Source organism: Pseudomonas sp. MHK4 (assembly GCF_054600775.1).
The window spans coordinates 741140-764218 of record NZ_BAAIAK010000001.1 but is presented as its reverse complement, the minus strand read 5'-3'; the positions used below and the strand labels follow the sequence as shown (position 1 = coordinate 764218).

Annotated in this window: 19 protein-coding genes and 1 pseudogene; 19 read left to right on the top strand and 1 reads right to left on the bottom strand. The window is 62.2% G+C overall.

Annotated features, from left to right (window positions below; genetic code table 11):
- Positions 1–196 precede the first annotated feature (196 nt).
- The 11 genes from ACYP2Q_RS03270 (at position 197) to ACYP2Q_RS03220 (ending at position 14640) form a co-directional block, all read left to right on the top strand.
- Positions 197–988, top strand: a complete 792-nt coding sequence (locus ACYP2Q_RS03270; protein ID WP_459729161.1) for an enoyl-CoA hydratase/isomerase family protein — start codon at positions 197–199, stop codon at positions 986–988.
- Between the two features lie 103 nt (positions 989–1091).
- Positions 1092–2252: an acyl-CoA dehydrogenase family protein gene (locus ACYP2Q_RS03265; RefSeq protein WP_459729160.1), complete on the top strand. Its 1161-nt coding sequence runs from the start codon at positions 1092–1094 to the stop codon at positions 2250–2252.
- A gap of 18 nt (positions 2253–2270) precedes the next feature.
- On the top strand, positions 2271–4370 hold the full coding sequence (locus tag ACYP2Q_RS03260; protein ID WP_459729159.1) for an acetate--CoA ligase family protein: 2100 nt from the start codon (positions 2271–2273) through the stop codon (positions 4368–4370).
- A gap of 10 nt (positions 4371–4380) precedes the next feature.
- Positions 4381–5988, top strand: a complete 1608-nt coding sequence (locus ACYP2Q_RS03255) for a 5-guanidino-2-oxopentanoate decarboxylase (RefSeq protein WP_459729158.1) — start codon at positions 4381–4383, stop codon at positions 5986–5988.
- Positions 5989–6015: 27 nt separating this feature from the next.
- The gene (locus ACYP2Q_RS03250; RefSeq protein WP_459729157.1) at positions 6016–7206 is read left to right on the top strand and encodes a pyridoxal phosphate-dependent aminotransferase; all 1191 of its coding nucleotides are present in this window, start codon (positions 6016–6018) and stop codon (positions 7204–7206) included.
- On the top strand, positions 7199–8614 hold the full coding sequence (locus tag ACYP2Q_RS03245) for an aldehyde dehydrogenase family protein (protein WP_459729156.1): 1416 nt from the start codon (positions 7199–7201) through the stop codon (positions 8612–8614). Before ACYP2Q_RS03250 ends, ACYP2Q_RS03245 begins: the two co-directional genes overlap by 8 nt.
- 98 nt (positions 8615–8712) lie before the next feature.
- Entirely contained in the window at positions 8713–10314 is a 1602-nt protein-coding gene (locus tag ACYP2Q_RS03240; protein ID WP_459729155.1) for an ABC transporter substrate-binding protein, read from the top strand.
- A 163-nt stretch (positions 10315–10477) separates the two neighbouring features.
- On the top strand, positions 10478–11437 hold the full coding sequence (locus tag ACYP2Q_RS03235) for an ABC transporter permease (protein WP_459729154.1): 960 nt from the start codon (positions 10478–10480) through the stop codon (positions 11435–11437).
- Between the two features lie 3 nt (positions 11438–11440).
- Positions 11441–12268, top strand: a complete 828-nt coding sequence (locus tag ACYP2Q_RS03230) for an ABC transporter permease (protein ID WP_459729153.1) — start codon at positions 11441–11443, stop codon at positions 12266–12268.
- A gap of 2 nt (positions 12269–12270) precedes the next feature.
- Positions 12271–13917, top strand: coding sequence for an ABC transporter ATP-binding protein (locus tag ACYP2Q_RS03225; RefSeq protein ID WP_459729152.1), 1647 nt, complete (start codon positions 12271–12273; stop codon positions 13915–13917).
- 9 nt (positions 13918–13926) lie between these two features.
- The gene (locus ACYP2Q_RS03220) at positions 13927–14640 is read left to right on the top strand and encodes an NAD(P)H-dependent oxidoreductase (protein ID WP_459729151.1); all 714 of its coding nucleotides are present in this window, start codon (positions 13927–13929) and stop codon (positions 14638–14640) included.
- 88 nt (positions 14641–14728) lie between these two features.
- Here ACYP2Q_RS03220 and ACYP2Q_RS03215 read toward each other — a convergent pair whose 3' ends face one another.
- Positions 14729–15832: an RHS repeat-associated core domain-containing protein gene (locus ACYP2Q_RS03215; protein ID WP_459729150.1), complete on the bottom strand. Its 1104-nt coding sequence runs from the start codon at positions 15830–15832 to the stop codon at positions 14729–14731.
- 127 nt (positions 15833–15959) lie between these two features.
- Here ACYP2Q_RS03215 and ACYP2Q_RS03210 point away from each other — a divergent pair.
- From ACYP2Q_RS03210 to ACYP2Q_RS03175, 8 genes and pseudogenes are all read left to right on the top strand, one after another.
- A pseudogene (locus ACYP2Q_RS03210) lies at positions 15960–16142 on the top strand (NAD(P)H-dependent oxidoreductase); the annotation flags it as partial.
- A gap of 342 nt (positions 16143–16484) precedes the next feature.
- The gene (locus tag ACYP2Q_RS03205; protein WP_459729149.1) at positions 16485–17396 is read left to right on the top strand and encodes a transporter; all 912 of its coding nucleotides are present in this window, start codon (positions 16485–16487) and stop codon (positions 17394–17396) included.
- 57 nt (positions 17397–17453) lie between these two features.
- Positions 17454–19181 carry an FAD-dependent oxidoreductase gene (locus tag ACYP2Q_RS03200; RefSeq protein WP_459729148.1) on the top strand — a complete coding sequence of 576 codons (1728 nt, stop codon included), beginning with the start codon at positions 17454–17456 and terminating at the stop codon, positions 19179–19181.
- A 36-nt stretch (positions 19182–19217) separates the two neighbouring features.
- Positions 19218–19613: a c-type cytochrome gene (locus ACYP2Q_RS03195; protein ID WP_459729147.1), complete on the top strand. Its 396-nt coding sequence runs from the start codon at positions 19218–19220 to the stop codon at positions 19611–19613.
- A 30-nt stretch (positions 19614–19643) separates the two neighbouring features.
- Positions 19644–20105, top strand: coding sequence for a nuclear transport factor 2 family protein (locus ACYP2Q_RS03190; protein WP_459729146.1), 462 nt, complete (start codon positions 19644–19646; stop codon positions 20103–20105).
- A 196-nt stretch (positions 20106–20301) separates the two neighbouring features.
- Entirely contained in the window at positions 20302–21231 is a 930-nt protein-coding gene (locus tag ACYP2Q_RS03185) for a LysR family transcriptional regulator (RefSeq protein ID WP_323609007.1), read from the top strand.
- A gap of 220 nt (positions 21232–21451) precedes the next feature.
- Positions 21452–21946 (top strand): hydroxyquinol 1,2-dioxygenase, encoded by a 495-nt coding sequence (locus ACYP2Q_RS03180; protein WP_459729145.1) that lies wholly within the window; start codon positions 21452–21454, stop codon positions 21944–21946.
- Between the two features lie 45 nt (positions 21947–21991).
- Positions 21992–23011, top strand: coding sequence for a hydroxyquinol 1,2-dioxygenase (locus tag ACYP2Q_RS03175; protein ID WP_459729144.1), 1020 nt, complete (start codon positions 21992–21994; stop codon positions 23009–23011).
- Positions 23012–23079 lie beyond the last annotated feature (68 nt).

Here is a 23079-nt window from a genome sequence, read left to right as displayed (position 1 = left end):
CAGTTGTTCGAAGTTGTAACAGCGCCAACGGTATACGCACGACAATCCATAAATAAATCAATAAAACCAGAGTGTTACAGGTTTTTTCGGCTTGTTACAGCCCATTTCCTCACCGATTGCCGCCTTACTGAACACTCGTTTAGTATGGCCTCAAGTCGCATCACCTCACACCAAACACAATAATTCGAGGACTCGCATGACTACTCACGATTCGCTGCTCAGTCAGGTCGAAGCCGGCGTTGCCTGGATCACCCTCAATCGCACGGCCCAGCGCAACGCGCTGGACATTCCAACGCTGGAAAACCTGCACGCCTTGCTCGACACCTTCAACGCCGATGCCGCGGTACGCGTGGTGGTATTGACCGGCAGCGGTCGCAGCTTCTGCGCCGGCGCCGACCTGGCGGAGTGGGCCGAGGCCGAAGCCCGTGGCGCGCTGGAAACCTACGGCTGGACCGAAACCGCCCACGCCCTGATGACCCGCCTGCACAGCCTGGAAAAACCCACCATCGCCGCGATCAACGGCACCGCCGTCGGCGCCGGCATGGACCTGACCCTGTGCTGCGACCTGCGCATCGCCGCACAGTCCGCACGCTTCAAGGCCGGCTACACCAGCATGGCCTATTCGCCGGACGCCGGCGCCAGCTGGCACCTGCCACGGCTGATCGGCACCGAGCAAGCCAAGCGCCTGCTGTTCCTCGACGAACTGTGGGGTGCCGACCGCGCCCTGGCCGCCGGGCTGGTCGGTGAAGTCTGCGCCGACGAGCAACTGCTGAGCGTCACCGGCGAGCTCGCCGCACGCCTGGCCGCCGGGCCGACCTTTGCCTTCGCCCAGACCAAAAAACTCATGCGCGAAGGCGCCGAGCGCAGCCTGGCCGAGCAGCTACAGGCGGAACTGGCCGCCGGCCTGCTCTGCGGGCGCAGTGAAGACGGCAACGAAGCCCTGCGCGCCGCCACGGAAAAACGCCCGCCAAGCTTTGTCGGTCGCTAACCCCGGCCTGCGTCGGCGTTGCGCACCCCTGTAGGAGCTGGCTTGCCAGCGAAGCTTTCAGCATCTCGCCCATTTTCGCGGTTAACGAACAACAGGTAGCAGCATGAATTTCCAACTGACCCAAGAACAAGAAATGTTGGTGGACTCGGTACGCAGCTTCGTCGAGAAGGAACTGCTGCCCTATGAAACCGAGGTCGACCGCGCCGACGAAGTCTCCCCGCAGCTGGCCGCGCAGATTCGCGGCAAGGCGATCGCCGCCGGTTTCTATGCCTTCAACATGCCGGAAGAGGTGGGCGGAGGCGGTCTGGACTACCTGTCCCAGGCGCTGATCGAACGCGAGCTGTCCAAGGTCTCCTGGGCGCTGCACGTGTTTGTCGCGCGGCCGTCGAAAATCCTCATGGCCTGCACCGGTGAACAGATCAACGACTACCTGTTGCCGTGCATCCAGGGCGAGAAGATCGACTGCTTTGCCCTGACCGAACCCGGCGCGGGCTCCGACGCCAACGCGATCAAGACCCGCGCCGTGCGTGAGGGCGACGACTTCGTGCTCAACGGCAGCAAGCACTTCATCAGCCACGCCGGCCACGCCGATTTCGCCATCGTCTTCGCCGTCACCGACACCTACGAACACAACGGTCGCAAGCGTAACGCCGTGACCTCGTTCCTGGTCGACCGCAACACCCCGGGCATGACCATCCGCCGCGGCCCCAAATGCGTGAGCAACCGCGGTTACCACACCTTCGAAATGTACTTCGACGACTGCCGCGTGCCGGCCAACAAGGTGCTGGGCGAAGTCGGCAAGGGTTGGGACGTGGCCAACGCCTGGCTCACCGCCGGGCGGGTCATGGTCGCCGCCAACTGCGTGGGCCAGGCGCAGCGGGCACTGGACGTGTCGCTGCAATGGGCGGCGGATCGCAAACAGTTCGGCCAGGCCATCGGCAACTTCCAGGGCGTGTCGTTCAAGCTGGCCGACATGGCCACGCAAATCCGCGCCGCCGAACTGCTGACCCTGCACACCGCGTGGAAAATGGACCAGGGCACCATGACCGACGGCGAGGCCGGCATGGCCAAGCTGTTCGCCAGTGAAGTGCTCGGTCGCGCGGCCGACGAGGCGGTGCAGATTTTTGGCGGCATGGGCCTGATGGACGAAAGCCCGGTGGAACGCATCTGGCGTAACGCGCGGATCGAGCGGGTCTGGGAAGGCACCTCGGAAATCCAGCGGCACATCATTTCCCGCGAACTGCTGCGGCCACTGCTGCGCTGATCGGCCCGGAGAATTCCCATGTCCCAGACCATTCGTGACAACCTCAAGCGCATGCTCGCGCCCCGGCATGTAGCCTTTGTCGGCGGCCGCAGCATGGCCCGCGCCCTCAAGCGCTGCGCCGAGGGCGGCTACCCAGGGCAGATGTGGCTGATCAACCCCCAGCACGACAGCCTTGAAGGCGTGCCGTGCGTGCGCAACATTGCCGACCTGCCGTGCGGGCCCGATGCGGTGTTTATCGCCACCAACCGCGACCTGACCCTGACCTGCGTCGCGGAACTTGCCGCCATCGGCACCGGCGGCGCGATCTGTTACGCCTCGGGGTTTGCCGAGACTGGCGCCGAGGGCCAGGCCCTGCAACAGCAACTGCTTGAAGCCGCGGGCGACATGGCCTTGCTCGGCCCCAACTGCTACGGCCTGCTCGACTACCTGCACAGCAGCGCGCTGTGGCCGGTGGCCCATGGCGGCAAGGCGGTGGAGAAGGGCGTTGCAGTGCTGACCCAGAGCGGCAACTTCGCCTACAACCTGTCCATGAGCGACCGATCGCTGCCGGTGGCCTACATGGCCTCGGTCGGCAATCAGGCGCAACTGGGCGTGGCCGAACTGATGGACGTGCTGCTCGACGAGCCGCGTGTCACCGCCATCGGCCTGCACCTGGAAGGCCTGAAGAACATCCCGGGATTCGCCCGAGCCGCGCACAAGGCACTGGAGAAGGGCATCCCGATCATCGCGCTGAAGACCGGTGTGTCGCAGATCGGTGCCGAACTGGCCCTCAGTCACACCAGTTCGCTGTCCGGTTCCGATGCGTTGTACGACGCGCTGTTCGATCGCCTCGGGGTGATTCGCGTCAGCGGCCCGGTGAGCTTCGTCGAAACCCTGAAAGCGGCGGCCTGCGGCAACCTGCCAGCGGGCAACAGCCTGATCGCGCTGGCCTGTTCGGGCGGTGATGCGGGGCTGATCGCCGACTACGCCGAGCGCAATGACTTGAGTCTGCCCAAGCTCGATGCCGGCCAGGTCAGCGAATTGGCCGAGGTGCTGCCGAGCTACGCCAACCTGGTCAACCCGCTGGATTTCACCACGGCGATCTGGGGCGACGGCGAGGCCCTGAACCGCATGCTCGACAGCGCCCTGCGCACCGAAGCAGACGCAGCGATGCTGGTGCTCGACTACCCGGCGCAATTTACCGGCGAGCGCAAGGAGTGCGACCTGCTGCTGGACCTGTACTGCAAGGCGCTGGTACGGCATGGCAAGACCGGATTTGTCACCTCGGCATTCCCGGAACTGTTGCCGGCCCACGCCCGCGAGCAGCTGCATGCCCAAGGTGTGGCGGCATTGCAAGGAGTCGAAGATGGCTTGGCGGCCTGGGGTCGCATCGCCGGTTATCAGCGCAACCGTCAGGCATTGCTGGCGTTGGGTGAATCGGCCCTGGTGCCGCTCTGTCCGCAAGCGCTGGAAGGCGAAGGCCGGTTGCTCAACGAATGGGATTCGAAACAGGCGTTGCGTGCGTTCGGTCTACCGACGCCCAACGGTGTATTAAGCAGCCCGGACACGGCGCTGAAAGACGCCGAAGCACTGGGTTTTCCACTGGTATTAAAAGCGGTCAGTGCGCAATTGCCGCACAAGACCGAAGCCGGCGCCGTCGCCTTGAACCTCAAGGACGGCGCGGCACTGAGCGCTGCCCTGGACAACATGCGGGCGAACATTGCTGCCTACGCACCGGGCGTGCCTTTCGATCAGGTGCTGCTGGAGCCGATGGCCAAGCCACCGCTGGCCGAACTGATCGTCGGCATCAAGCGCGAAAACGATTTTGCCCTGGCGCTGGTGATTGGCGCAGGCGGGATTCTGGTGGAATTGCTCAAGGACAGTCGCAGCCTGTTGCTGCCAACCACCGACGGCGCGATTCGCCAAGCCCTGCTGAGCCTGCGCAGCGCCCCGTTGCTGCAAGGTTTTCGCGGCCGCGAGGTGGCGGACCTGGACGCTCTGGTGTCGGCCATCCGCGCCGTGGCCGACTACGCCTGCGAAAACGCCGCGCAGTTGCTGGAACTCGATGTGAACCCATTGTTGGTCGGCGCCCTTGGCACGACCGCGGTCGATGCGTTGATTCGCATCGGCCATGCGTGAGGACCTGAACATGCAAAGCAAAACCTTGACCGGTGGCCAGGCGCTGGTGCGCCTGCTGGCCAACTACGGCGTCGATACCGTGTTCGGCATTCCCGGCGTACACACCCTGGAGCTGTATCGCGGCCTGCCCGGCAGCGGGATTCGCCACGTGCTGACCCGCCATGAACAGGGCGCCAGTTTCATGGCCGACGGCTATGCCCGGGTCAGCGGCAAACCCGGGGTGTGTTTCGTCATCACCGGCCCCGGCGTGACCAACGCCGCCACCGGCATCGGCCAGGCCTACGCCGACTCGATTCCGATGCTGGTGATTTCCAGCGTCAACCACACGGCCAGCCTCGGCAAGGGCTGGGGGATCCTGCACGAGTGCCAGGACCAGCGCGCCATGACTGCGCCGATCACCGCGTTCTCCGCCGTGGCATTGACCGCCGAAGACCTGCCGGAACTGGTTGCTCGTGCCTACGCGGTGTTCGACAGCGAGCGTCCACGGCCGGTGCACATTTCGGTGCCGTTGGACGTGCTGTCGGCACCGGTGGCGCGTGACTGGAGCAACGAGGTGGTGCGTCGCCCGGGTCGCGGCACGCCCGCAGCGACTGCGCTGGATCAGGCGGTGGCCAGGCTGCACAGCGCCAAACGCCCGATGATCATCGCTGGCGGCGGCGCGCTGAATGCCGCCGCAGAGCTTAAGGAAATCAGCACCCGACTGGCCGCGCCGCTGTTCACCAGCGTCGCCGGCAAAGGCTTGCTGGCTCCCGACGCACCGCTCAATGCCGGTTCGTCGCTGTGCGTGGAACCGGGCTGGAACCTGATCGCCGAGGCCGACGTGGTACTGGCGGTCGGTACCGAAATGGCCGACACCGATTTCTGGCGCGAACGCCTGCCGCTCAACGCCGAGCTGCTGCGGGTGGACATCGATCCGCGCAAATTCAACGATTTCTACCCATGTGCGGTGGCCCTGCAAGGTGATGCACAGCAAACCCTCAGCGCGATTCTGCAGCGGCTGCCTGACGATATACGTGATGCCAGCGCTGCAGTTGCCTCGGTCGCCGCATTGCGTGAAGCGGTCAAGGCCAGCCACGGCCCGTTGCAGTCGATCCATCAAGCCATCCTTGAGCGCATCGCCGCCGAACTGCCGCAAGACGCCTTCATCAGCACCGACATGACCCAACTGGCCTACACCGGCAACTACGCCTTCGCCAGCCAGGCCACCCGCAGCTGGTTGCACCCGACCGGTTACGGCACCTTGGGCTACGGCTTGCCAGCGGGTATCGGCGCCAAGTTCGGCGCACCGCAGCGCCCGGGCCTGGTGCTGGTGGGCGATGGCGGTTTCCTCTATACCGCGCAGGAATTGGCCACCGCGGTTGAAGAACTGGACAGCCCGCTGGTGGTGCTGCTGTGGAACAACGACGCGCTGGGGCAGATTCGCGACGACATGCTCGGCCTGGACATCGAGCCGATCGGCGTACTGCCGCGCAACCCGGATTTCGCCGCCCTTGGCCGTGCCTTCGGTTGCACCGTGACCCAGCCGCAGAACCTCGCCGAACTGCAAACCGACCTGCGCCATGGCTTCAATCGCAACGGCGTCACCCTGATCGAACTCAAGCACGCCTGCGTTCGCTGACGTTCAACTTTTAGAGGGAGTAGGGCCATGCGCTTTTCCGATCTGACGCAACGAATCGCCGGTGACGGCGCCGCCGCCTGGGATATTCACTACCGCGCGCTGGCGTTGCGCGAGCAGGGCGAAGACATCCTGCTGCTGTCCGTGGGCGACCCGGATTTCGACACGCCTCAACCCATCATCCAAGGCGCGATCGACAGCCTGTTGTCGGGCAACACCCACTACGCCGAGGTACGCGGCAAGCGAGCCCTGCGCGAAGCCATCGCCAGGCGTCATCAGCAACGCAGCGGCCAGGCGGTTTCGGCCGATGAGGTCACGGTGCTGGCCGGGGCGCAATGCGCGTTGTTCAGCGTCGCCCAGTGCGTACTCAATCCGGGCGATGAAGTGATCGTTGCCGAGCCGATGTACGTCACCTACGAAGCGGTGTTCGGCGCTTGCGGCGCCAAGGTCGTGCCAGTGCCGGTGCGTTCCGAGAACGGTTTCCGTGTCCTGCCGGAAGACGTCGCCGCCCGCATCACCCCGCGAACTCGCGCACTGGCGCTGAACAGTCCGCACAACCCGTCAGGTGCGAGCCTGCCGCGCAGCACCTGGCAAGCCTTGGCCGAACTGTGCATCGCCCACGATCTGTGGCTGATTTCCGATGAGGTCTATAGCGAGCTGCTGTTCGAGGGCGAGCACGTCAGCCCGGCGAGCCTGCCGGGCATGGCCGAGCGCACCGCGACCCTCAACAGCCTGTCCAAATCCCATGCCATGACCGGTTGGCGCGTCGGTTGGGTGGTAGCGTCGCCGTCCCTGAGCGCGCACCTGGAAAACCTCGCGCTGTGCATGCTCTACGGCTCGCCGGACTTCATCCAGGACGCCGCCGTGGTGGCGCTGGAAAGCAACCTGCCGGAACTCGACGCCATGCGCGAAGCCTATCGCCAGCGTCGCGACCTGGTGTGTGAATCCCTGGCCGATTGCCCCGGCGTGCGCGCCCTGAAGCCCGATGGCGGAATGTTCGTGATGGTCGATATCCGCGAAACCGGGCTCAGCGCCCAGGCGTTCGCCGATCGCCTGCTCGATCGCCACGGTGTGTCGGTGCTGGCCGGTGAAGCCTTCGGCCCGAGTGCGGCCGGGCACATTCGCCTCGGCCTGGTGGTCGACACCGATCCTTTGCGCGATGCCTGTCAGCGCATCGCCCGTTGTGCCCATGAACTGATGGAGGCTCAGCTGCATGCTTAACCACAAGGCACTGTTTATCGATGGACGCTGGTTAACCCCGTCGGGCCAGGGCATCGCCGAGGTGATCAACCCGGCCACCGACGAGGTTGCCGGCAGCGTGCCCCTGGGCGACGAACGCGATGTCGACAACGCCGTGGCCGCTGCGCGCAAGGCTTTCGGGCCATGGTCGCGCACGCCGTCGAGCGTGCGTGCCGGCTACATCCGCGCATTGGCCGAACAACTGCGCGCCCGCGCCGATGAAATGGCCGCGGTGATCACCACTGAACTGGGGATGCCGGTGCAATGGTGTCGCTCGGTGCAGGTGGACGGGCCGATCATCGGTCTTGAGCAATACGTCGAACTCGCCGGCCTGATGGACGAAGTGCGCGAAGTCGGCAACTCGCTGGTGATTCGCGAAGCGGTGGGTGTCTGCGCGTTCATCAATCCGTGGAATTACCCGCTGCACCAGTTGATCGGCAAACTCGCTCCGGCATTGGCGGCCGGTTGCACGGTGGTGGTCAAGCCGAGTCAGGAAACCCCGCTGCACGCCTTCCTGCTGGCGCAGATGATCGAGGCCATCGACCTGCCGGCCGGGGTGTTCAACCTGGTCAGCGGGCCCGGTTCGAAAGTCGGCGAAGCCCTGGCCAGGCACCCGGACGTGGACATGGTGTCGTTCACCGGTTCCACCGGCGCCGGGGTGCGGGTCGCGCAAGCGGCGGCGCCTTCGGTCAAGCGGGTGTGCCTGGAACTGGGCGGCAAGTCGCCGCTGCTGATCGCCGAGGACGCCGACCTGGCCGCTGCGGTGTGCTATGGCGTGCAGGACGTGATGATCAACTCCGGCCAGACCTGCACCGCGCTGACCCGCATGCTGCTGCCGGCCAGTCGGTATGCCGAGGCCGTCGAACTGGCGTTGGCGCAAACCCTGAGTCTGCGCATGGGCGATCCCCTCGACCCGCAAAGTTTCCTCGGCCCGATGTGTTCGGCCGGACAGCGCCGCACCGTGCTCGATTACATCAAGGTCGGCCAGCAGGAAGGCGCGCGACTGCTGTGTGGCGGCGACTCGGCGCTGGCGTTCGAGCGGGGTTATTACGTCAGCCCGACGCTGTTCGCCGATGTCGACAACCGCATGCGCATCGCCCAGGAAGAAATCTTCGGCCCGGTGCTGTGCCTGATCCCCTATGCCGATGAGGCGCAGGCGATCCAGCTCGCCAACGACTCGCCGTTCGGCCTGTCCAGCGGCGTCTGGGCCGGCAGTGCCGAGCGCGCCTTGCAATTGGGCCGGCAACTGCGGGCGGGCCAGTGCTTTGTCAATGGCGCGGCATTCAATTACCAGGCGCCTTTTGGCGGCTACAAACAATCCGGTAACGGACGTGAATGGGGAGAAGAGGGGTTAAACGAGTTCGTTGAAGTGAAGGCGATCCAGGTGTGACTGTTGGCGATTCAAAGGTTTTGCGCACCGGGCCCTGGCCCGGTGTCTTGCGTGGTTTTGAACCGGTATTCCATTAGTTTTTGATCAGGGGCAATGCAATGAGCGATAACAAAAACAAGATTACTCAAGCGAACCATGAATTGAGCTTTCCTCGCCGTGACTTCTTGAAGTACAGCGCGGCAGCTGCGGCGGTGGCCGGAGCGTTCTCCATGGGCTTGCCGTTTGGCGCCATGGCGGCGGATTCGACTCCGAAACCCGGCGGCGTGCTGCGCCTGGGCCTGGCGGGTGCCAGCACCACCGACTCGAAAGACCCCGGCTCCTGGGTCGACACCTTCACCTTTGTCGGTTTCTCGGCGATCTATAACACCCTGACCGAAATTGCCGTCGACGGCACGGCGATCCCCGAACTGGCTGAAAGCTGGACCTCGACCCCGGACGCCCGCGTCTGGACCTTCAAGTTGCGCCCGGGCGTGACCTTTCACAACGGCAAGAGCCTGACCGCCGAGGATGTGGTTGCCTCGATCCAGCACCACCTCGGGGAAAAATCCAGCTCGGCGGCCAAGACCGTGTTGGGCGATGTGGCCAAGGTCAGCGCCAATGGCAGTGACAGCGTGGTGTTCGAGCTGCATTCGGGCAACGCCGACTTCACCTACGTGGTCGCCGATTACCACCTGGTGATCATGCCGAGCAAGGACGGCGTGCCGGATTGGCAGGCAGGTATTGGCACCGGCGGTTATCGCCTCAAGGACTTCGAACCGGGTGTGCGCATGACCCTGGAACGCAGCCCGGATTACTGGAAGGCGGGGCGGGCGCACTTCGCTGGCGCCGAGCTGCTCGCGATTGGCGACGGCGCCGCGCGAATCAACGCGTTGGTCACCGGGCAAGTGGACGTGATCAACAAGGTCGACCTCAAGACCGTGGCGCTGCTCAAGCGCAACCCGAACCTGGTGATCGAAGAAACCAAGGGCGCCCAGCACTACACCTTCCCGATGCTCACCGACAGCCAGGTGTTCCAGAACAACGACGTGCGCCTGGCGATGAAGCACGCGATCAACCGCGAAACCCTGCTGGCGTCGGTGCTGTACGGCTATGGCCTGGTGGGCAACGACCACCCGATCCAGCCCGGCAGCCGCTTCATCAATACGTCGCTTGCGCAACGCACCTACGATCCGGACAAGGCGCGCTTTCACCTCAAGCAGGCCGGCCTGGATTCGCTCAAGGTCCGCCTGCAGGCCTCCGACGCGGCCTACACCGGGGCAGTCGATGCCTCGGTGCTGTTCAAGGAGCAGGCGCGGGCGGCGGGGATCGACATCGATGTGGTGCGCGAGCCCGCCGACGGTTTCTTCTCCAACGTCTGGATGAAGCAACCCTTCACCACCTCGTTCTGGTACAGCAGCCTGACCGCCGACCGCATGTTCAGCATCGGCTACGCCAAGGGCGCGGCGTGGAACGAAACCCATTGGGACAACCCGCGTTTCAACCAACTGCTCAACGCCGCCCGGGGCGAAATGAACGAGCCGCTGCGCCGCGAGATGTACAACGAAATGCAGGCGCTGTGCCGCGATGACGGCGGGGCGATCGTGCCGCTGTTCGCAAGCTCGGTGGCGGCGCGGTCCAACAAGGTGGCGCACGGCGGACAGACCGCGCCTTACGGCGAACTCGACGGCTTGCGCGTAATCGAGCGCTGGTGGCAGGCCTGACACCGGGATCTCACAAACAATGAAGATCGCCTGTAGGAGCTGGCTTGCCAGCGAAGGCGGCCTGAAGTCTTGCACTGGCAATGAAGACGCCTTCGCCGGCAAGCCGGCTCCTACAGTTGGGGTTCGCAGCCCCATTGGCGTGTCCATTTCAAGGAACTGCACGATGAGAAGTATTTTCAAGCTATTAGGGCAGCGCCTGGCCCTGGGCCTGCTGTCGCTGTTCGCCGTTTCAGTCATCATCTTCCTCGCCGTCGGCCTGCTCCCGGGCGATATCGCCCAGGCCATGCTCGGCCAGTCCGCCACCCCCGAGACCGTGGCGGCCTACCGCGCGCAACTGGGCCTGGACCTGCCGCCCCTGACCCGTTTCGGGCACTGGATCTGGCAACTGCTGCACGGTGACCTGGGCGTGTCACTGGCCAACCAGCGGCCGATCGCCGAACTGGTCGGCAATCGCCTGGGCAACACCTTCAGCCTGGCCTTGCTGGCGGCCATGGTGTCGGTGCCGCTGGCGTTGTTGCTGGGGATGCTCGCGGCCTTGTACCGCAACAGCTGGTTCGACCGCCTGCTCAACACCTCGGCCCTGAGCGCGGTGTCGTTCCCCGAGTTCTTCGTCGCCTACATCCTGATCCTGGTGTTCGCGGTGAAGCTCAACTGGTTCCCGAGCATTTCCAATCTCTCGCCCAACGCCTCGCTGGGTGAGGTCCTGGAGCGCTCGGTGCTGCCGGTAGCGACCCTCAGCCTGGTGGTGATCGCGCAGATGATGCGCATGACCCGCGCCTCCCTGATCAACCTGCTGGCCAGCCCCTACATCGAAATGGCCCGGCTCAAGGGCATCAGCCAGTCGCGGATCATTTTCCGCCATGCCTTGCCCAACGCCCTGGCGCCGATCGTCAACGTGGTGGCGCTGAACCTGGCGTACCTGGTGGTCGGCGTGGTGGTGGTCGAAGTGGTGTTTGTCTATCCGGGCCTCGGCCAGTTGCTGGTGGACTCAGTGGCCAAGCGCGACATCCCGGTGGTGCAGGCCTGCAGCCTGATCTTTGCCGCGACCTACATCCTGCTCAATACCAGCGCCGACGTGCTGTCGATTGCCAGCAACCCACGCCTGATGCATCCAAAGGGGTAGACCATGAGCCTGCTTAAAACTTTGCTCCGGGCGCCGCTGAGTGCGCAGTTCGGATTGCTGGTGATCGTTGTGTACATCCTGGTGGCGCTGTTCGCCGAGGTATTGGCGCCGTTTGGCGAAACCCAGGTGGTGGGCGAGGGCTTCGCGCCGTGGGGCGGGCAGTTCCTGTTGGGCACCGATAACCTGGGGCGCGATATGTTCAGCCGCCTGGTCTATGGCGCGCGCAACACCCTGGGCATCGCCTTCCTGACCACGGTGCTGGCGTTCCTGCTTGGCGGGACCTGCGGCCTGATCGCGGCGATCAAGGGCGGTGCGATCGATCAGGGGCTGTCGCGGGTGGTGGACATCCTGATGGCCATTCCACAACTGATCTTCGCCTTGCTGATTCTCAGTGTGGTCGGCACCAACGCGACTTCACTGGTGCTGGTGATTGCACTGCTGGATGCGACCCGGGTGTTTCGCCTGTCCCGCGCCGTGGCGATGAACGTGGTGGTGCAGGACTTCGTCGAGGCCGCGCGCCTGCGCGGTGAAGGCCTGTGCTGGCTGGTCACCCGCGAGGTACTGCCGAATGCGGCGGCGCCGCTGATTGCCGAATTCGGCCTGCGTTTCTGCTTCGTGTTCCTGTTCATCAGCGCGCTGTCGTTCCTCGGCCTGGGCATCCAGCCGCCCACCGCCGACTGGGGCAGCATGGTGCGCGACAACGCGGTGCTGATCACCTTCGGCGACATCAGTCCATTACTGCCTGCCCTGGCCGTGGCCTTGATCACGGTCAGCGTCAACTTCGTCGTCGACTGGATGCTGCACAAATCCAGCGGCCTCAAGGAATGCTGAACATGACGACTACAAAACCTTTGCTGGAAATCCGCAACCTGCACATCGAAGGCCATTACGAGGACGCATGGCATCCGCTGATCAAGGGCATCGACCTGACCCTGCAACGCGGTGAGGTGCTGGGGCTGATCGGTGAATCCGGGGCGGGCAAATCGACCCTCGGCCTGTCCGCCATGGGCTATACCCGCGACGGCTGCAAGATTACCGGCGGCACCGTGCATTTCGACGGCATCGACCTGCTCAAGGCCAAACCCGAAGCCCTGCGCAAGTTGCGCGGCTTGCGCATCGCCTACGTCGCACAAAGTGCCGCGGCTTCGTTCAATCCGGCCCACCGCCTGATCGATCAACATGTCGAGACGGCGGTGAAAAACGGCGGCATCAGCCGTGAACAGGCGATGCGTGAGGCGGTGGAATTGTACCGCGTGCTGCGCTTGCCCAACCCCGAACAGATCGGCCAGCGTTACCCGCACCAGGTCTCCGGCGGCCAGCTGCAGCGGGTCATGACCGCCATGGCGATGGCCTGCCACCCGGACCTGATCATCTTCGATGAACCGACCACCGCCCTCGACGTTACCACCCAGATCGAGGTGCTGGCGGCGATTCGCGATGCGGTGAAGACCTACGGCAGCGCGGCGATCTACATCAGCCACGACCTGGCGGTGGTGGCGCAGATGGCCGACCGCATCATGGTGCTGCGCCACGGCAAACTGGTGGAAGAGGCCGAGACCCGCAAGATGCTCGGCGATCCGCAGGAGGACTACACCAAGTCGCTGTGGGCGGTGCGCAGTTTCCGCACCGAGCCCAAGGCGTTGCCGCAGCAGGAACAACCACTTCTGGAGTTGCGCAAGAGTTGCGCCAGCTACGGTCATCAGCCGGTGCTGCACGACGTTTCGTTGAAGTTGTACCGTGGCCAGACCCTGGCGGTGATCGGCGAATCCGGCAGTGGCAAAAGCTCCACCGCGCGGCTGATTACCGGTTTGCTGCCGCCGACCTACGGCGAGGTGCTGTATGACGGCCAACCGCTGCCAGCGGACTTTCGCCAACGCAGCAAGGAGCAACTGCGGCGCATCCAGATGATTTATCAGATCCCCGACACGGCACTGAACCCGCGCCAGCGCATCGTCGACATCATCGGCCGGCCACTGACGTTCTATCTGGGGCTCAAGGGCAAGGCCATGCGTGCGCGGGTCGCCGAACTGCTGGAGATGATCGAGCTGGATCCTGCGACCTTCATGGAGCGTCAGCCCCGTGAATTGTCCGGCGGGCAGAAACAGCGGGTCTGCATCGCCCGGGCCCTGGCGGCCGATCCGCAACTGATCATCTGCGACGAAGTCACCTCGGCCCTCGATCAACTGGTGGCCGAAGGCGTGCTCAAGTTGCTCAACCGCATTCAGCAACAGCTCGGCGTGGCCTACCTGTTCATCACCCATGACGTTGCCACCGTGCGGGCGATCGCCGACGAAGTGCTGGTAATGCAACGGGGCAGGGTGGTGGATCATGGCTCGCGCAGCGCTATCTTCACCCCACCGCACCAGGACTACACCGGACTGCTGTTTTCCTCCGAACCACAAATGGACCCCGACTGGCTCGACCGCCTGCTGGCCAGCCGTGCTATCCCAAATACAAATCCTACGCTGGAAAAAGTCTAAGGAACCCCCATGAAAGTACTGATCGTCCACGCTCATCCAGAGCCACAATCGTTCACCGCCGCCTTGCGCGACCAGGCGATTGCCACCCTTCAAGCCCAGGGCCACGAAGTGCAGGTCAGCGACCTGTACAAGATGAACTGGAACCCGGTGGCCAGCGCCGATGACTTCTCGTCCCGGGAAAACCCTGAGTACCTGGTCTACGCCCTGGAACAACGCCTGGGTGTGAAGAGCCAGTCGCTGGCGGCGGACATCCAGTCAGAACTGGACAAGCTGCTGTGGGCCGATCTGCTGATTCTCAACTTCCCGATCTTCTGGTTCTCCACCCCGGCGATGCTCAAGGGCTGGATTGATCGGGTGCTGGTGTCGGGGATTTGCTATGGCGGCAAGCGTTTCTATGATCAGGGTGGGCTTGCCGGCAAGAAGGCATTGGTCACCGTAACCTTGGGAGGCCGTGAACACATGTTTGGGGAAGAGGCGATCCATGGTCCGTTGGAGGACATGCTGCGGCCGATTCTGCGCGGCACCCTGGCTTATGTTGGCTTCGACGTGCTGGAACCGTTCGTGGCCTGGCATGTGCCGTACATCAGCGATGAGGCGCGGCAACAATTTCTAGTTGATTACGACCAGAGGTTGCAACAGCTGAGTGATGAACAGCCGCTGGAGTTTCCGAAGCTGTCGCAGTTCGATGAACAGCTTTATCCACTGACAACGAATGCTTTTTAGTACCACAAACCATGTGGGAGCGGGCTGCCCGCGATGAGGGCATCAGCCACACTAGTTGATTTGGCTGATGTCCCGCTGTCCCGAATTATCACTCGGTGCGAATTTGTTGACGTTCTCGAACATAGTCGTCCTGAAAATGCAAATTAAAAAGTCGACTTTCTTCTTCATGGTATATTTGAGTGTTCGAATCTTGTAAATTTCTCATCTGATGGTCATAAGTCCTAGCCGATTGTTGACTTGGACGTCCAAATATCGGCGTCTCGGGAGCAAATTCCCCTCTTTTAATGTTGGCTAATTTCCTGTATGAAAAGATTAGCTCTAAATCCGAAGGCTCACTTCCAGCGATACTTTTTAGAAGATTTAGTCGTTGGTTCCCACTGACCGGAATCCCAGTCAAACTCTCAATAGCTTTCGCATGTTTTTCTGCAGATTTCAAATCGCTACGATACTTTGCGTTTAGTGGCTCGGTTTTCGCTAGATATTTAATTTTGTTCATTTTGCTCCGCGCAGATACGGCTTGCGTCGGTGTTATCCCGGGCCTTAATTTGGCTACTGATTGTGATGTGATACTTTCGTCGAGAACAATTTCTCTGCTTTTTTTTACTATCTTCGTAGCCGCCCGCCGCCCCCAGCGGAGAAGTTGCGTCGCTACAAAAAGGGAATGTCCATTGGGGTCGGAAAAATTAACAGGATCCCCTAAACAATAGGTATATGAGTTCAGACCACCCTTCCCAAACGGACTCCAACTATCCGGACTATTAAATCGCATCAACACCGGATTAAACGCCCGATACCCATTACCCAACAGATAATGCCCGGTCACCGCATCCGGTCGTTCTCCGTTAAACCCCAGCAAACTGGTCAGCCCGTTCTCGGCGGGGCGATGTCCGTAGGGGGAATAGGTAATGGGTTGTGGTTGCCTGTCCCTCGTGAGCGTGTACAGCACCGAGCGTTGCAGGTCTGTGACCAACAGGGTGGTCTCGTGCCCATCGGTGTGGCGCTGCTGCTGGGCCAGCAGACCGTCATCGTGCTGGACGATGGAGTGCCCGATTGCACCCTGAATCTCGGTGGCCAGGCGGTTCTTGCAGTAAAAGCGATGACGTTCCGGGTTGTCTGACTGTGTGTGGCTGGTCAGTCGATCCAGTGGGTCGTAGCGATAGCGGATGAGCCAGGGTTGCTGTGGATTGGACATCGGGCGCTCCGAGCTTTCAAGGTCTGGGAGGGTTTGAGTATCAAGGGGATTGTCGGAAACGGGAACTAGCAGAACTGATAGGTGAAAACGTGCGTAAAAACCAATAACGCTTGCCCGCAATGAAGGGGGTTTTGATGTGCTGGAGCCGTTCGTGGCCTGGCATGTGCCGTGCATCACCGATGAGGCGCGGCAGCAGTTTCTGGTTGATTACGGGCAGCGATTGCAGCACCTGAGTGATGATCAGCCGCTGGTGTTTGCGAAGCTGTCGCAGTTCGACGAACAACTGTATCCGCTGACTTCGAATGCCTGATTAACGTCACAAAACCTGTAGGAGCAAGCTTGCTCGCGATGAGGCCGGCACATTCGATATCTATGTTGCCTGACCCGACGCCATCGCCTGCAGGCTGGCTCCCACAGTTGATTTTCAGCGTGTTCAAATCCCCGCAGCATTGTTCTGAATACGCAAACACTGAAGTCGCCGAGAATGGAATTGTTGGTGTAGTGGCGGGCTTGTAGCCTCCATCTCGCCGAACACCAGGATCCGCCAACGATCCGGTGGAGCTCCAGCCAGGGCTCAACAAGACGTCATACCTTGCTTTCGGCCTTACGCCCCTTCGGGGGTTTGGCTCCTATAAAAATAAGGAAGGCAGGTATGAGTATTCGTGCATGGGGACGCGCAGCGGCCCTGTTCGCTCCCGTTCTGGGGGCTGGCATTTTGTTTCCCTCGATGGTGCAAGCCTCGGGCATTCCTTATGCCAGCAACAGGCCCCAAAGCTTCCAGTTCAGCTCGGACTTCACCGAGCCCTACAATTCAGTGGGCCAGGAGTTTGAATACAACGACGACCGCAAACGCTTTGACGATCACGGCAACAAGGTCGCCGGCAGCAACACCGAGACCTACGTTGGCCTGACGTCGTTGTTGCACTACTGGAAGATGGACGGCCTGCCCAATACCGGCTTCATCGCCAGCATTACCCTCCCGGAAATCGCGGTTCGCGGCAACGGTACGCGGGTCAGCGGCTTGGGCGATCCGCTGGTTGGCGGCCTGGTCTGGTACAACCCGACGCCGCTGCGCACCATCGGCGCGCAAGCCTACGTGCAACTGCCGACCGGCGCCGACTCGGTCAGCAGCGACACCTACGCCTTGTGGCCTTCGCTGTTCTACAACGAATGGCTGGGCAAGGTGAACATCGACCTGCTGGTGGGCGCGATCCTGCGCGGCGATGGCCCGCACCACACCGAACCTGGTGATACCGGTCACGCCAACCTGCGCCTGGGCTACAACATCGTCGATCGCCCGACCTACCAGGTCACGCCCTTCGTCAGTGCCGACTACCAGAAAACCTTCAGCTCCGATGATCGCAACAACGATGCCATCGAGTTCTCTGAATCCAACGAAACCGCGCTCGGCGCCGGGGTGCTGTTCCAGCTCAAGCCCGGCGTGCAGAAGGTGTTCGCCCAGAAAATGTGGGACCAGGTGTCCATCCACTATTCCAAAGGCGTGGAAGGGCGCAACACCACCGTCACCGACGGCTTGTTCGTGCAGCTCTGGCATTACTGGTGAGTCACGCAGCCGCGTTGATTGGCCTGTGTCGCCGCTACTCATTCCGGAGAATAAAAAGTGAACGAAGAACACCAGAAACTTGCACTGTCTCGCCGCAACTTCATCAAGGCCGGCGCCGCCGGTACGGCTGTCGCCGCCTTGTCGGGCGTAGCGGCACGGGCCATGGCCAGCGACGAGCTGCCCTTTGACAGGGAACACGACATAGTCGTCGTTGGCGGTGGCGGTAGCGGCTTGCCGACCGCATTGTTCTCGCGCTGGCTGGGCAATGACGTGGTCATCCTGGAGAAGGCCGGCAGCCCTGGCGGAACTGCGGCGAAAGCGGCGTTCTGGTACTGGGTGCCGAACAACAAGCCGATGCGTGACGCCGGCATCGTCGATGAAAAAGCCGACTACCTGCGTTATGTCGCGCGCCTGACACGCCCGCAATCCTACGACGCCTCGTTGCCCAAGCTCGGGTTGTCCGACTGGGAATACGAGATGTGTGAAGCGATCTACGAGAGCGCCTCGCCGGCGGCTGAACTGTTGGCCGAACGCGACGCGCTGCCTTACCGCCATTGCCCGGACGTGCCGGACTATTGGGCCGAGTTGCCCGAAGACAAGGCCAAGAAAGGTCGCGTATTGGTGCCCAGGGAAGCCCGGCCAAGCATGTCGGACGGCGGTCGCGTGGCGATTCGTACGCTGACCGCCGCCGCCAAGCGCGACGGCGTGCAGATCCGCACCGGCGAACGCGTGGTCAAAGTGATCCTCAACGGCAAAGGCGAAGCGGTCGGTGTCGAAGTCGAAACCGAAGAGGGCACGCTGCAACGGGTCAGGGCGCGCAAAGCGGTGATCTTTGCCACCGGTGGTTTCACCCACGACCCGGAACTGCGCCGCAACTTCCTCAACGCCCCGGTCTACGGCGGTTGCGCGGCCCTGACCAACGAGGGCGATTTCATTCGTATCTCCAGTGAACTGGGGGTGCAGTTGCGCAACATGAACTACGCCTGGTCGTGCCCGATCCTGTTGGAAAAAGCCCTGGCCAAGGACGGTTCGATGTCTGGCATTTTCACCATGAACGGCGATTCGATGCTGATGGTGAACAAGTACGGCAAGCGCGTCGTCAACGAAAAGACGGTCTACAACGAACTGGTCCCAACCTTCTTCCAATGGGACGGCGACAAGGCCGAATACCCGAACCTGGTGATGTTCTCGATCTGGGACCAGCGCGCCCAGGACTTCTGCAGCAGCGACGAATACGGCTCGCCGATCGTGCCCAAGGGCGGCAACGACCGCCATGTGGTCAAGGGCGAAACCCTGGAAGAGCTGGCAAAGAACATCGCCGAACGCCTGGATAAACACGCCGCCGATATTGGCGGGATGAAGCTCAGCGCGGATTTCAACCTGAACCTGAAAGCCACGCTCAAGCGTTTCAACGACCTGGCGAAGACGGGCAAGGACCTGGACTTCCATCGCGGCGAGCTGGTGATCCAGGGCGTGTTCACAGGTCCGGTCAAACCCGACCGCAGCGGCAACCTGACGATGTATCCGCTGGCGGCGAAAGGCCCGTACTACGCGGCGTTGATCACCGGCGGCAACCTCGACACCAAGGGCGGGCCGAAAACCAACTCGGTCGGCCAGGTGTTGAACAATGCCAATGCACCGATCCCGGGTTTGTACGGCGTCGGCAACTGCGTGGCATCGGCCTCCGGTCGCGCCTATTGGGCCGGTGGATCAACGCTGGGCCCGATCATCGCCTTCGCCTATCGCGCGGCGAACCAGGCGCACAAAGAGCCGAGCCGAAGCTGATGTTTGCTTAAACCTCGATTGCACGAGAACAACGATATGACGCACTTCAAATTTTTCCTGCGTGCCCCGGCACTGTGGGTGCTGGCAGCAGGTTTCGGCCTGACCGGCAGCGCTTTGGCCGATGACCTGGCAGTGGCACAGAAACTGGCGACCAACCACTGCGCGGTCTGCCACACCTTCGACAAGGGCGGCCCGCCGGGGCAGGGACCGAACCTGTTCGGGCTGCTGGGGCGAAAGGCTGCCAGCGAAAGCAACTTCACTTACAGCGACGGCTACGCCAAAGCCATGGCCGGCAAGGTCTGGGATGAGCCAATGCTCGACGCCTGGCTGACCGATGCCCAGAGCGTGGCGCCGGGCAGTGCCATGGTGTATTCCCAGGAAGACCCGGCCAAGCGGCAGAAGATCATCACCTACATCAAGTCGTTGCACTGACGGCCAGCATAAAATAACGCGGAGACAACCATGATCAGCACCCTGACAATGACCGACGAGCAACGCAAATCGGTCGCCCTGGAATACCTCAAGGCCTTCGACAACGGCGGCATCACCTCCACCGGTGGCAGCATTCTCGAACTGTTCGCCGAGGACGCGCAGGTCCTGTTTCCCAAGTGGGGACTGGCCACCGGCCGCGACCAGATCGGCCAGATGTTTGGCGACCTGGGCAGCCGCTTGAAATCGATCACCCACGACTATGCGCACTTCAACTGGATTCTCACCGGCACCGACACGCTGGTCTGCGAAGGCACCAGTTTTGGTGAACACGTCGACGGCCACTGGCGCGCGGGCGTGCCGTCACCGGCGGGTGCCGGCTACTGGGCGGACGTGTTCGAGATCCGTGATTTCAAGATCCAGCGCTGCTTCATCTACCTGGACCCTGACTATGGTAGCCAGGACACCGCGCGTTATCCCTGGCTCAATCGGTAAACGCTGTAGGAGCGAGCTCGCTCGCGATGGTCGTCAACGATAACGCGTGTTTACTGGTTAAACGCGTTGCCCTTGAGTTCTTCGCGAGCAAGCTCGCTCCTACAGGGGCAGGTTCTCGTCCGGGATGTGGAGTGCGAGGTGCCAAGAGGCTAACCTCGTATTTCTATAAGAACAAAAACATCCAGAGAACCCGCCCATGGATCGTTTACTCAGTGTCGAAGCCTTCGTGCGGGTTGCCGAAACCGGCAACTTCGCCAGGGCGGCCCAGCAACTGGGCGTGACCCGCTCGGTCATCACTCACCGCATCCAGCAGCTGGAGCAGTTCATCAATGCGCCGCTGTTCCATCGCAGCACGCGCCATGTGCGGCTCTCCGAGGTCGGGGAGACGTACTACAAGGAATGCGCGGACATGGTCGCGAGTTTCAACTCGTTGACCGAACACATGCGCGAATTGCGCGCCAAACCCACCGGCAAGCTGCGGGTGCAGATGCTGCCCGGTTTTGCCATCGGCCATTTCGGCCGCATGCTGGCCGAGTTCACGCGGCTGTACCCGGACATTGAAGTGGACGTTATCGTCAACGACCGGGTGGTGGACCCGATCGAAGAAGGTTTTGATGTGGCGTTCCAGATGTTCCCGCCGATGGCGGAAACCCTGATCGAGCGCAAATTGTTCAGCGTTCGGCGCTTGTTCTGCATGTCCCCCGATTACGCCAGCGAATTCGGCGTGCCAACCCATCCCCAGGAACTGCTGCAACACAAGATCGCCCTGTACGAGGGTTATCCGTCGCGCAACCGCTGGCTGTTCAATCGCGAAGACGAACAGGTGGAACTGAGCCTGCCGGGGCAGGTGCGCTCAAACTCGGTGCATCTGTTGCGCGATTACGCCCAGACCGGCGTGTGCATTGTCTGCCTGCCGACGCTGGTGGCCAGTGACGACCTGCTCAGCGGGCGCTTGATTCCGGTGCTGCCCGAATACGCGTTGTCCTCCTTCAATTTCTCTGCGGTGTATCCGGCGACCCAGCGCCGGGCCCTGAAAGTCCGTACGTTGATCGACTTTCTGGTGGAGAACTTCGGCGATGAGCCATGCTGGGACAAGCCCTTGCTCGAACGCGGCTGGATCCGTTGAGTCACACCAAACCTGTAGGAGCGAGCTTGCTCGCGAATGCGGTTTTTCATTTGACGGAAATGTTGGCTGACACACCGCCTTCGCAAGCAGGCTCGCTCCCACAATGACCCCAGTGTTTGCGTTTCGCGAACACTGTTGTCGCCGACTCTCTAATTGTTCCCGCAAGGGCTCAGACGTACTGTTGCCTCACTGTTACTACAACAACAAAACGGTGAAAACCATGAGTAGCGCGGCAATCGAAACGGTCTTCGGCTCGCTGGACAAGTACACAAAAGGCTCGGTTGAAATCATCAGCGGCCAGGCCAGTCACTACGCCTTTTCCAACGTGTTCGAGGTAGCGGAACAATCCCTGCCGTATGAAAAGGTCGTGGTGGGTCTCAACCTCGGCTACGTCATCGAAACCCTGCGCGCCGAAGGCCAGTCGCCCTGGTACACGGCCGCGCACGACGAATTCGCCATCGTCATGGACGGCGAAGTGCGGGTGGATTTCCTCAAGCTCGACGCGCCATTGACGGCAGGCGAGGGCACGCAACTGGCCGGTGACGTGCCGGCGGGAAAACCCATGGGATACGTCCTGCTCAAGCGCGGTCACCAGTGCCTGCTGCCGGTGGGCACGGCCTATCGCTTCGAAGCCAGTCGCCCGGGCGTGATCCTGCAGCAGACGATCAAGGGCCCGTTGTCGGTGGAGAAGTGGGCCGACATCTGCCTGAAGTGATCTGCCCAGCCGCCCCCCGCCAACAAAAACAAGAGGAATCCCGACATGGCCATGCTTGACACCGCAGCCCTTACCCCACTGTTTGCCGATGAAGACGTCCAGGCCAGCGCGGCCCATGCCGTCACCGGCTATTGCGCCTTCAAACTCGGTGCGTTCGAGCTGTCGCGCGACGAGTATTTTGCCCGCATCACCTGGCCCGCCAAAGGCCAGACCCGTTCCCATCTGATTCCGGTCGATGCCTTCCTGCGTGCCTTGATGCGCGACGTGGCCTGGGGCTTTTTCTACGGTTGGGTCAACTTCGACCACGTCATCGGCACTCGCAACTACTACGGCAAGGTCGACCTGTACGCCGGCACCTTCAATGGCACGCTCAAGGCGGCCGGGGTCAACTACACCGAAAACTTCGAAACGCCGCTGATCATGGCGACGTTCAAGGCAATCCTGCGCGACTGGACCAACGCCACCTTCGACCCCTTCGCCGCGCCGGAAGAAACCGGCAGCGCCTTCGGACGCAAGAACGGCAACAACATCGAAGCCATCGAACGCTTTCGCATCGCCACCAAGCGCATGCCCGGCCTGCCGGATGATTCGCCGCTGCGCAACGATCTGCCGGTTAACCGCCAGTTCATCGATGTGCCGCAGGACGAGCCGCAGATCCACGCCGCCGAAGGTTTCGAAGGTCAGTTGCATGCCTTCAACCTGCACAAGTACCTGTCGCGCTCCGACGTGACCTGGAACCCCTCGGTGACCTCGGTGTGCAAGGCCAGCCTGTTCTGCCCGACCACCGAAGAATTCATCCTGCCGGTGTTCCATGGCAATGACCGGATCGAGTGGTTTCTGCAGCTGTCGGACGAGATCATCTGGGATGTCGGCGACAAGGACGATGGCAACCCCCGTGCGCGCATCACCATGCGAGCCGGCGACATCTGCGCCATGCCCGCCGACATTCGTCACCAGGGCTATTCGACCAAGCGCTCGATGTTGTTGGTCTGGGAAAACGCCACGCCGAACCTGCCGCAGCGCTACGAAAGCGGTGAACTCAAGCCGTACCCGATCGAATTCTAAGACCTCGTGCCTGGCACGACATCGTCCCGGGCCAGGCACTCAGCCATCCAGTCAGACACTGCTTTCTT

Bases quoted from the DNA above. Each gene is read 5' to 3' on its own strand.
- ACYP2Q_RS03270 (WP_459729161.1), top strand. From the start codon at position 197: ATGACTACTCACGATTCGCTGCTCAGTCAGGTCGAAGCCGGCGTTGCC.
- ACYP2Q_RS03265 (WP_459729160.1), top strand. From the start codon at position 1,092: ATGAATTTCCAACTGACCCAAGAACAAGAAATGTTGGTGGACTCGGTA.
- ACYP2Q_RS03260 (WP_459729159.1), top strand. From the start codon at position 2,271: ATGTCCCAGACCATTCGTGACAACCTCAAGCGCATGCTCGCGCCCCGG.
- ACYP2Q_RS03255 (WP_459729158.1), top strand. From the start codon at position 4,381: ATGCAAAGCAAAACCTTGACCGGTGGCCAGGCGCTGGTGCGCCTGCTG.
- ACYP2Q_RS03250 (WP_459729157.1), top strand. From the start codon at position 6,016: ATGCGCTTTTCCGATCTGACGCAACGAATCGCCGGTGACGGCGCCGCC.
- ACYP2Q_RS03245 (WP_459729156.1), top strand. From the start codon at position 7,199: ATGCTTAACCACAAGGCACTGTTTATCGATGGACGCTGGTTAACCCCG.
- ACYP2Q_RS03240 (WP_459729155.1), top strand. From the start codon at position 8,713: ATGAGCGATAACAAAAACAAGATTACTCAAGCGAACCATGAATTGAGC.
- ACYP2Q_RS03235 (WP_459729154.1), top strand. From the start codon at position 10,478: ATGAGAAGTATTTTCAAGCTATTAGGGCAGCGCCTGGCCCTGGGCCTG.
- ACYP2Q_RS03230 (WP_459729153.1), top strand. From the start codon at position 11,441: ATGAGCCTGCTTAAAACTTTGCTCCGGGCGCCGCTGAGTGCGCAGTTC.
- ACYP2Q_RS03225 (WP_459729152.1), top strand. From the start codon at position 12,271: ATGACGACTACAAAACCTTTGCTGGAAATCCGCAACCTGCACATCGAA.
- ACYP2Q_RS03220 (WP_459729151.1), top strand. From the start codon at position 13,927: ATGAAAGTACTGATCGTCCACGCTCATCCAGAGCCACAATCGTTCACC.
- ACYP2Q_RS03215 (WP_459729150.1), bottom strand. From the start codon at position 15,832: ATGTCCAATCCACAGCAACCCTGGCTCATCCGCTATCGCTACGACCCA.
- ACYP2Q_RS03205 (WP_459729149.1), top strand. From the start codon at position 16,485: ATGAGTATTCGTGCATGGGGACGCGCAGCGGCCCTGTTCGCTCCCGTT.
- ACYP2Q_RS03195 (WP_459729147.1), top strand. From the start codon at position 19,218: ATGACGCACTTCAAATTTTTCCTGCGTGCCCCGGCACTGTGGGTGCTG.
- ACYP2Q_RS03190 (WP_459729146.1), top strand. From the start codon at position 19,644: ATGATCAGCACCCTGACAATGACCGACGAGCAACGCAAATCGGTCGCC.
- ACYP2Q_RS03185 (WP_323609007.1), top strand. From the start codon at position 20,302: ATGGATCGTTTACTCAGTGTCGAAGCCTTCGTGCGGGTTGCCGAAACC.
- ACYP2Q_RS03180 (WP_459729145.1), top strand. From the start codon at position 21,452: ATGAGTAGCGCGGCAATCGAAACGGTCTTCGGCTCGCTGGACAAGTAC.
- ACYP2Q_RS03175 (WP_459729144.1), top strand. From the start codon at position 21,992: ATGGCCATGCTTGACACCGCAGCCCTTACCCCACTGTTTGCCGATGAA.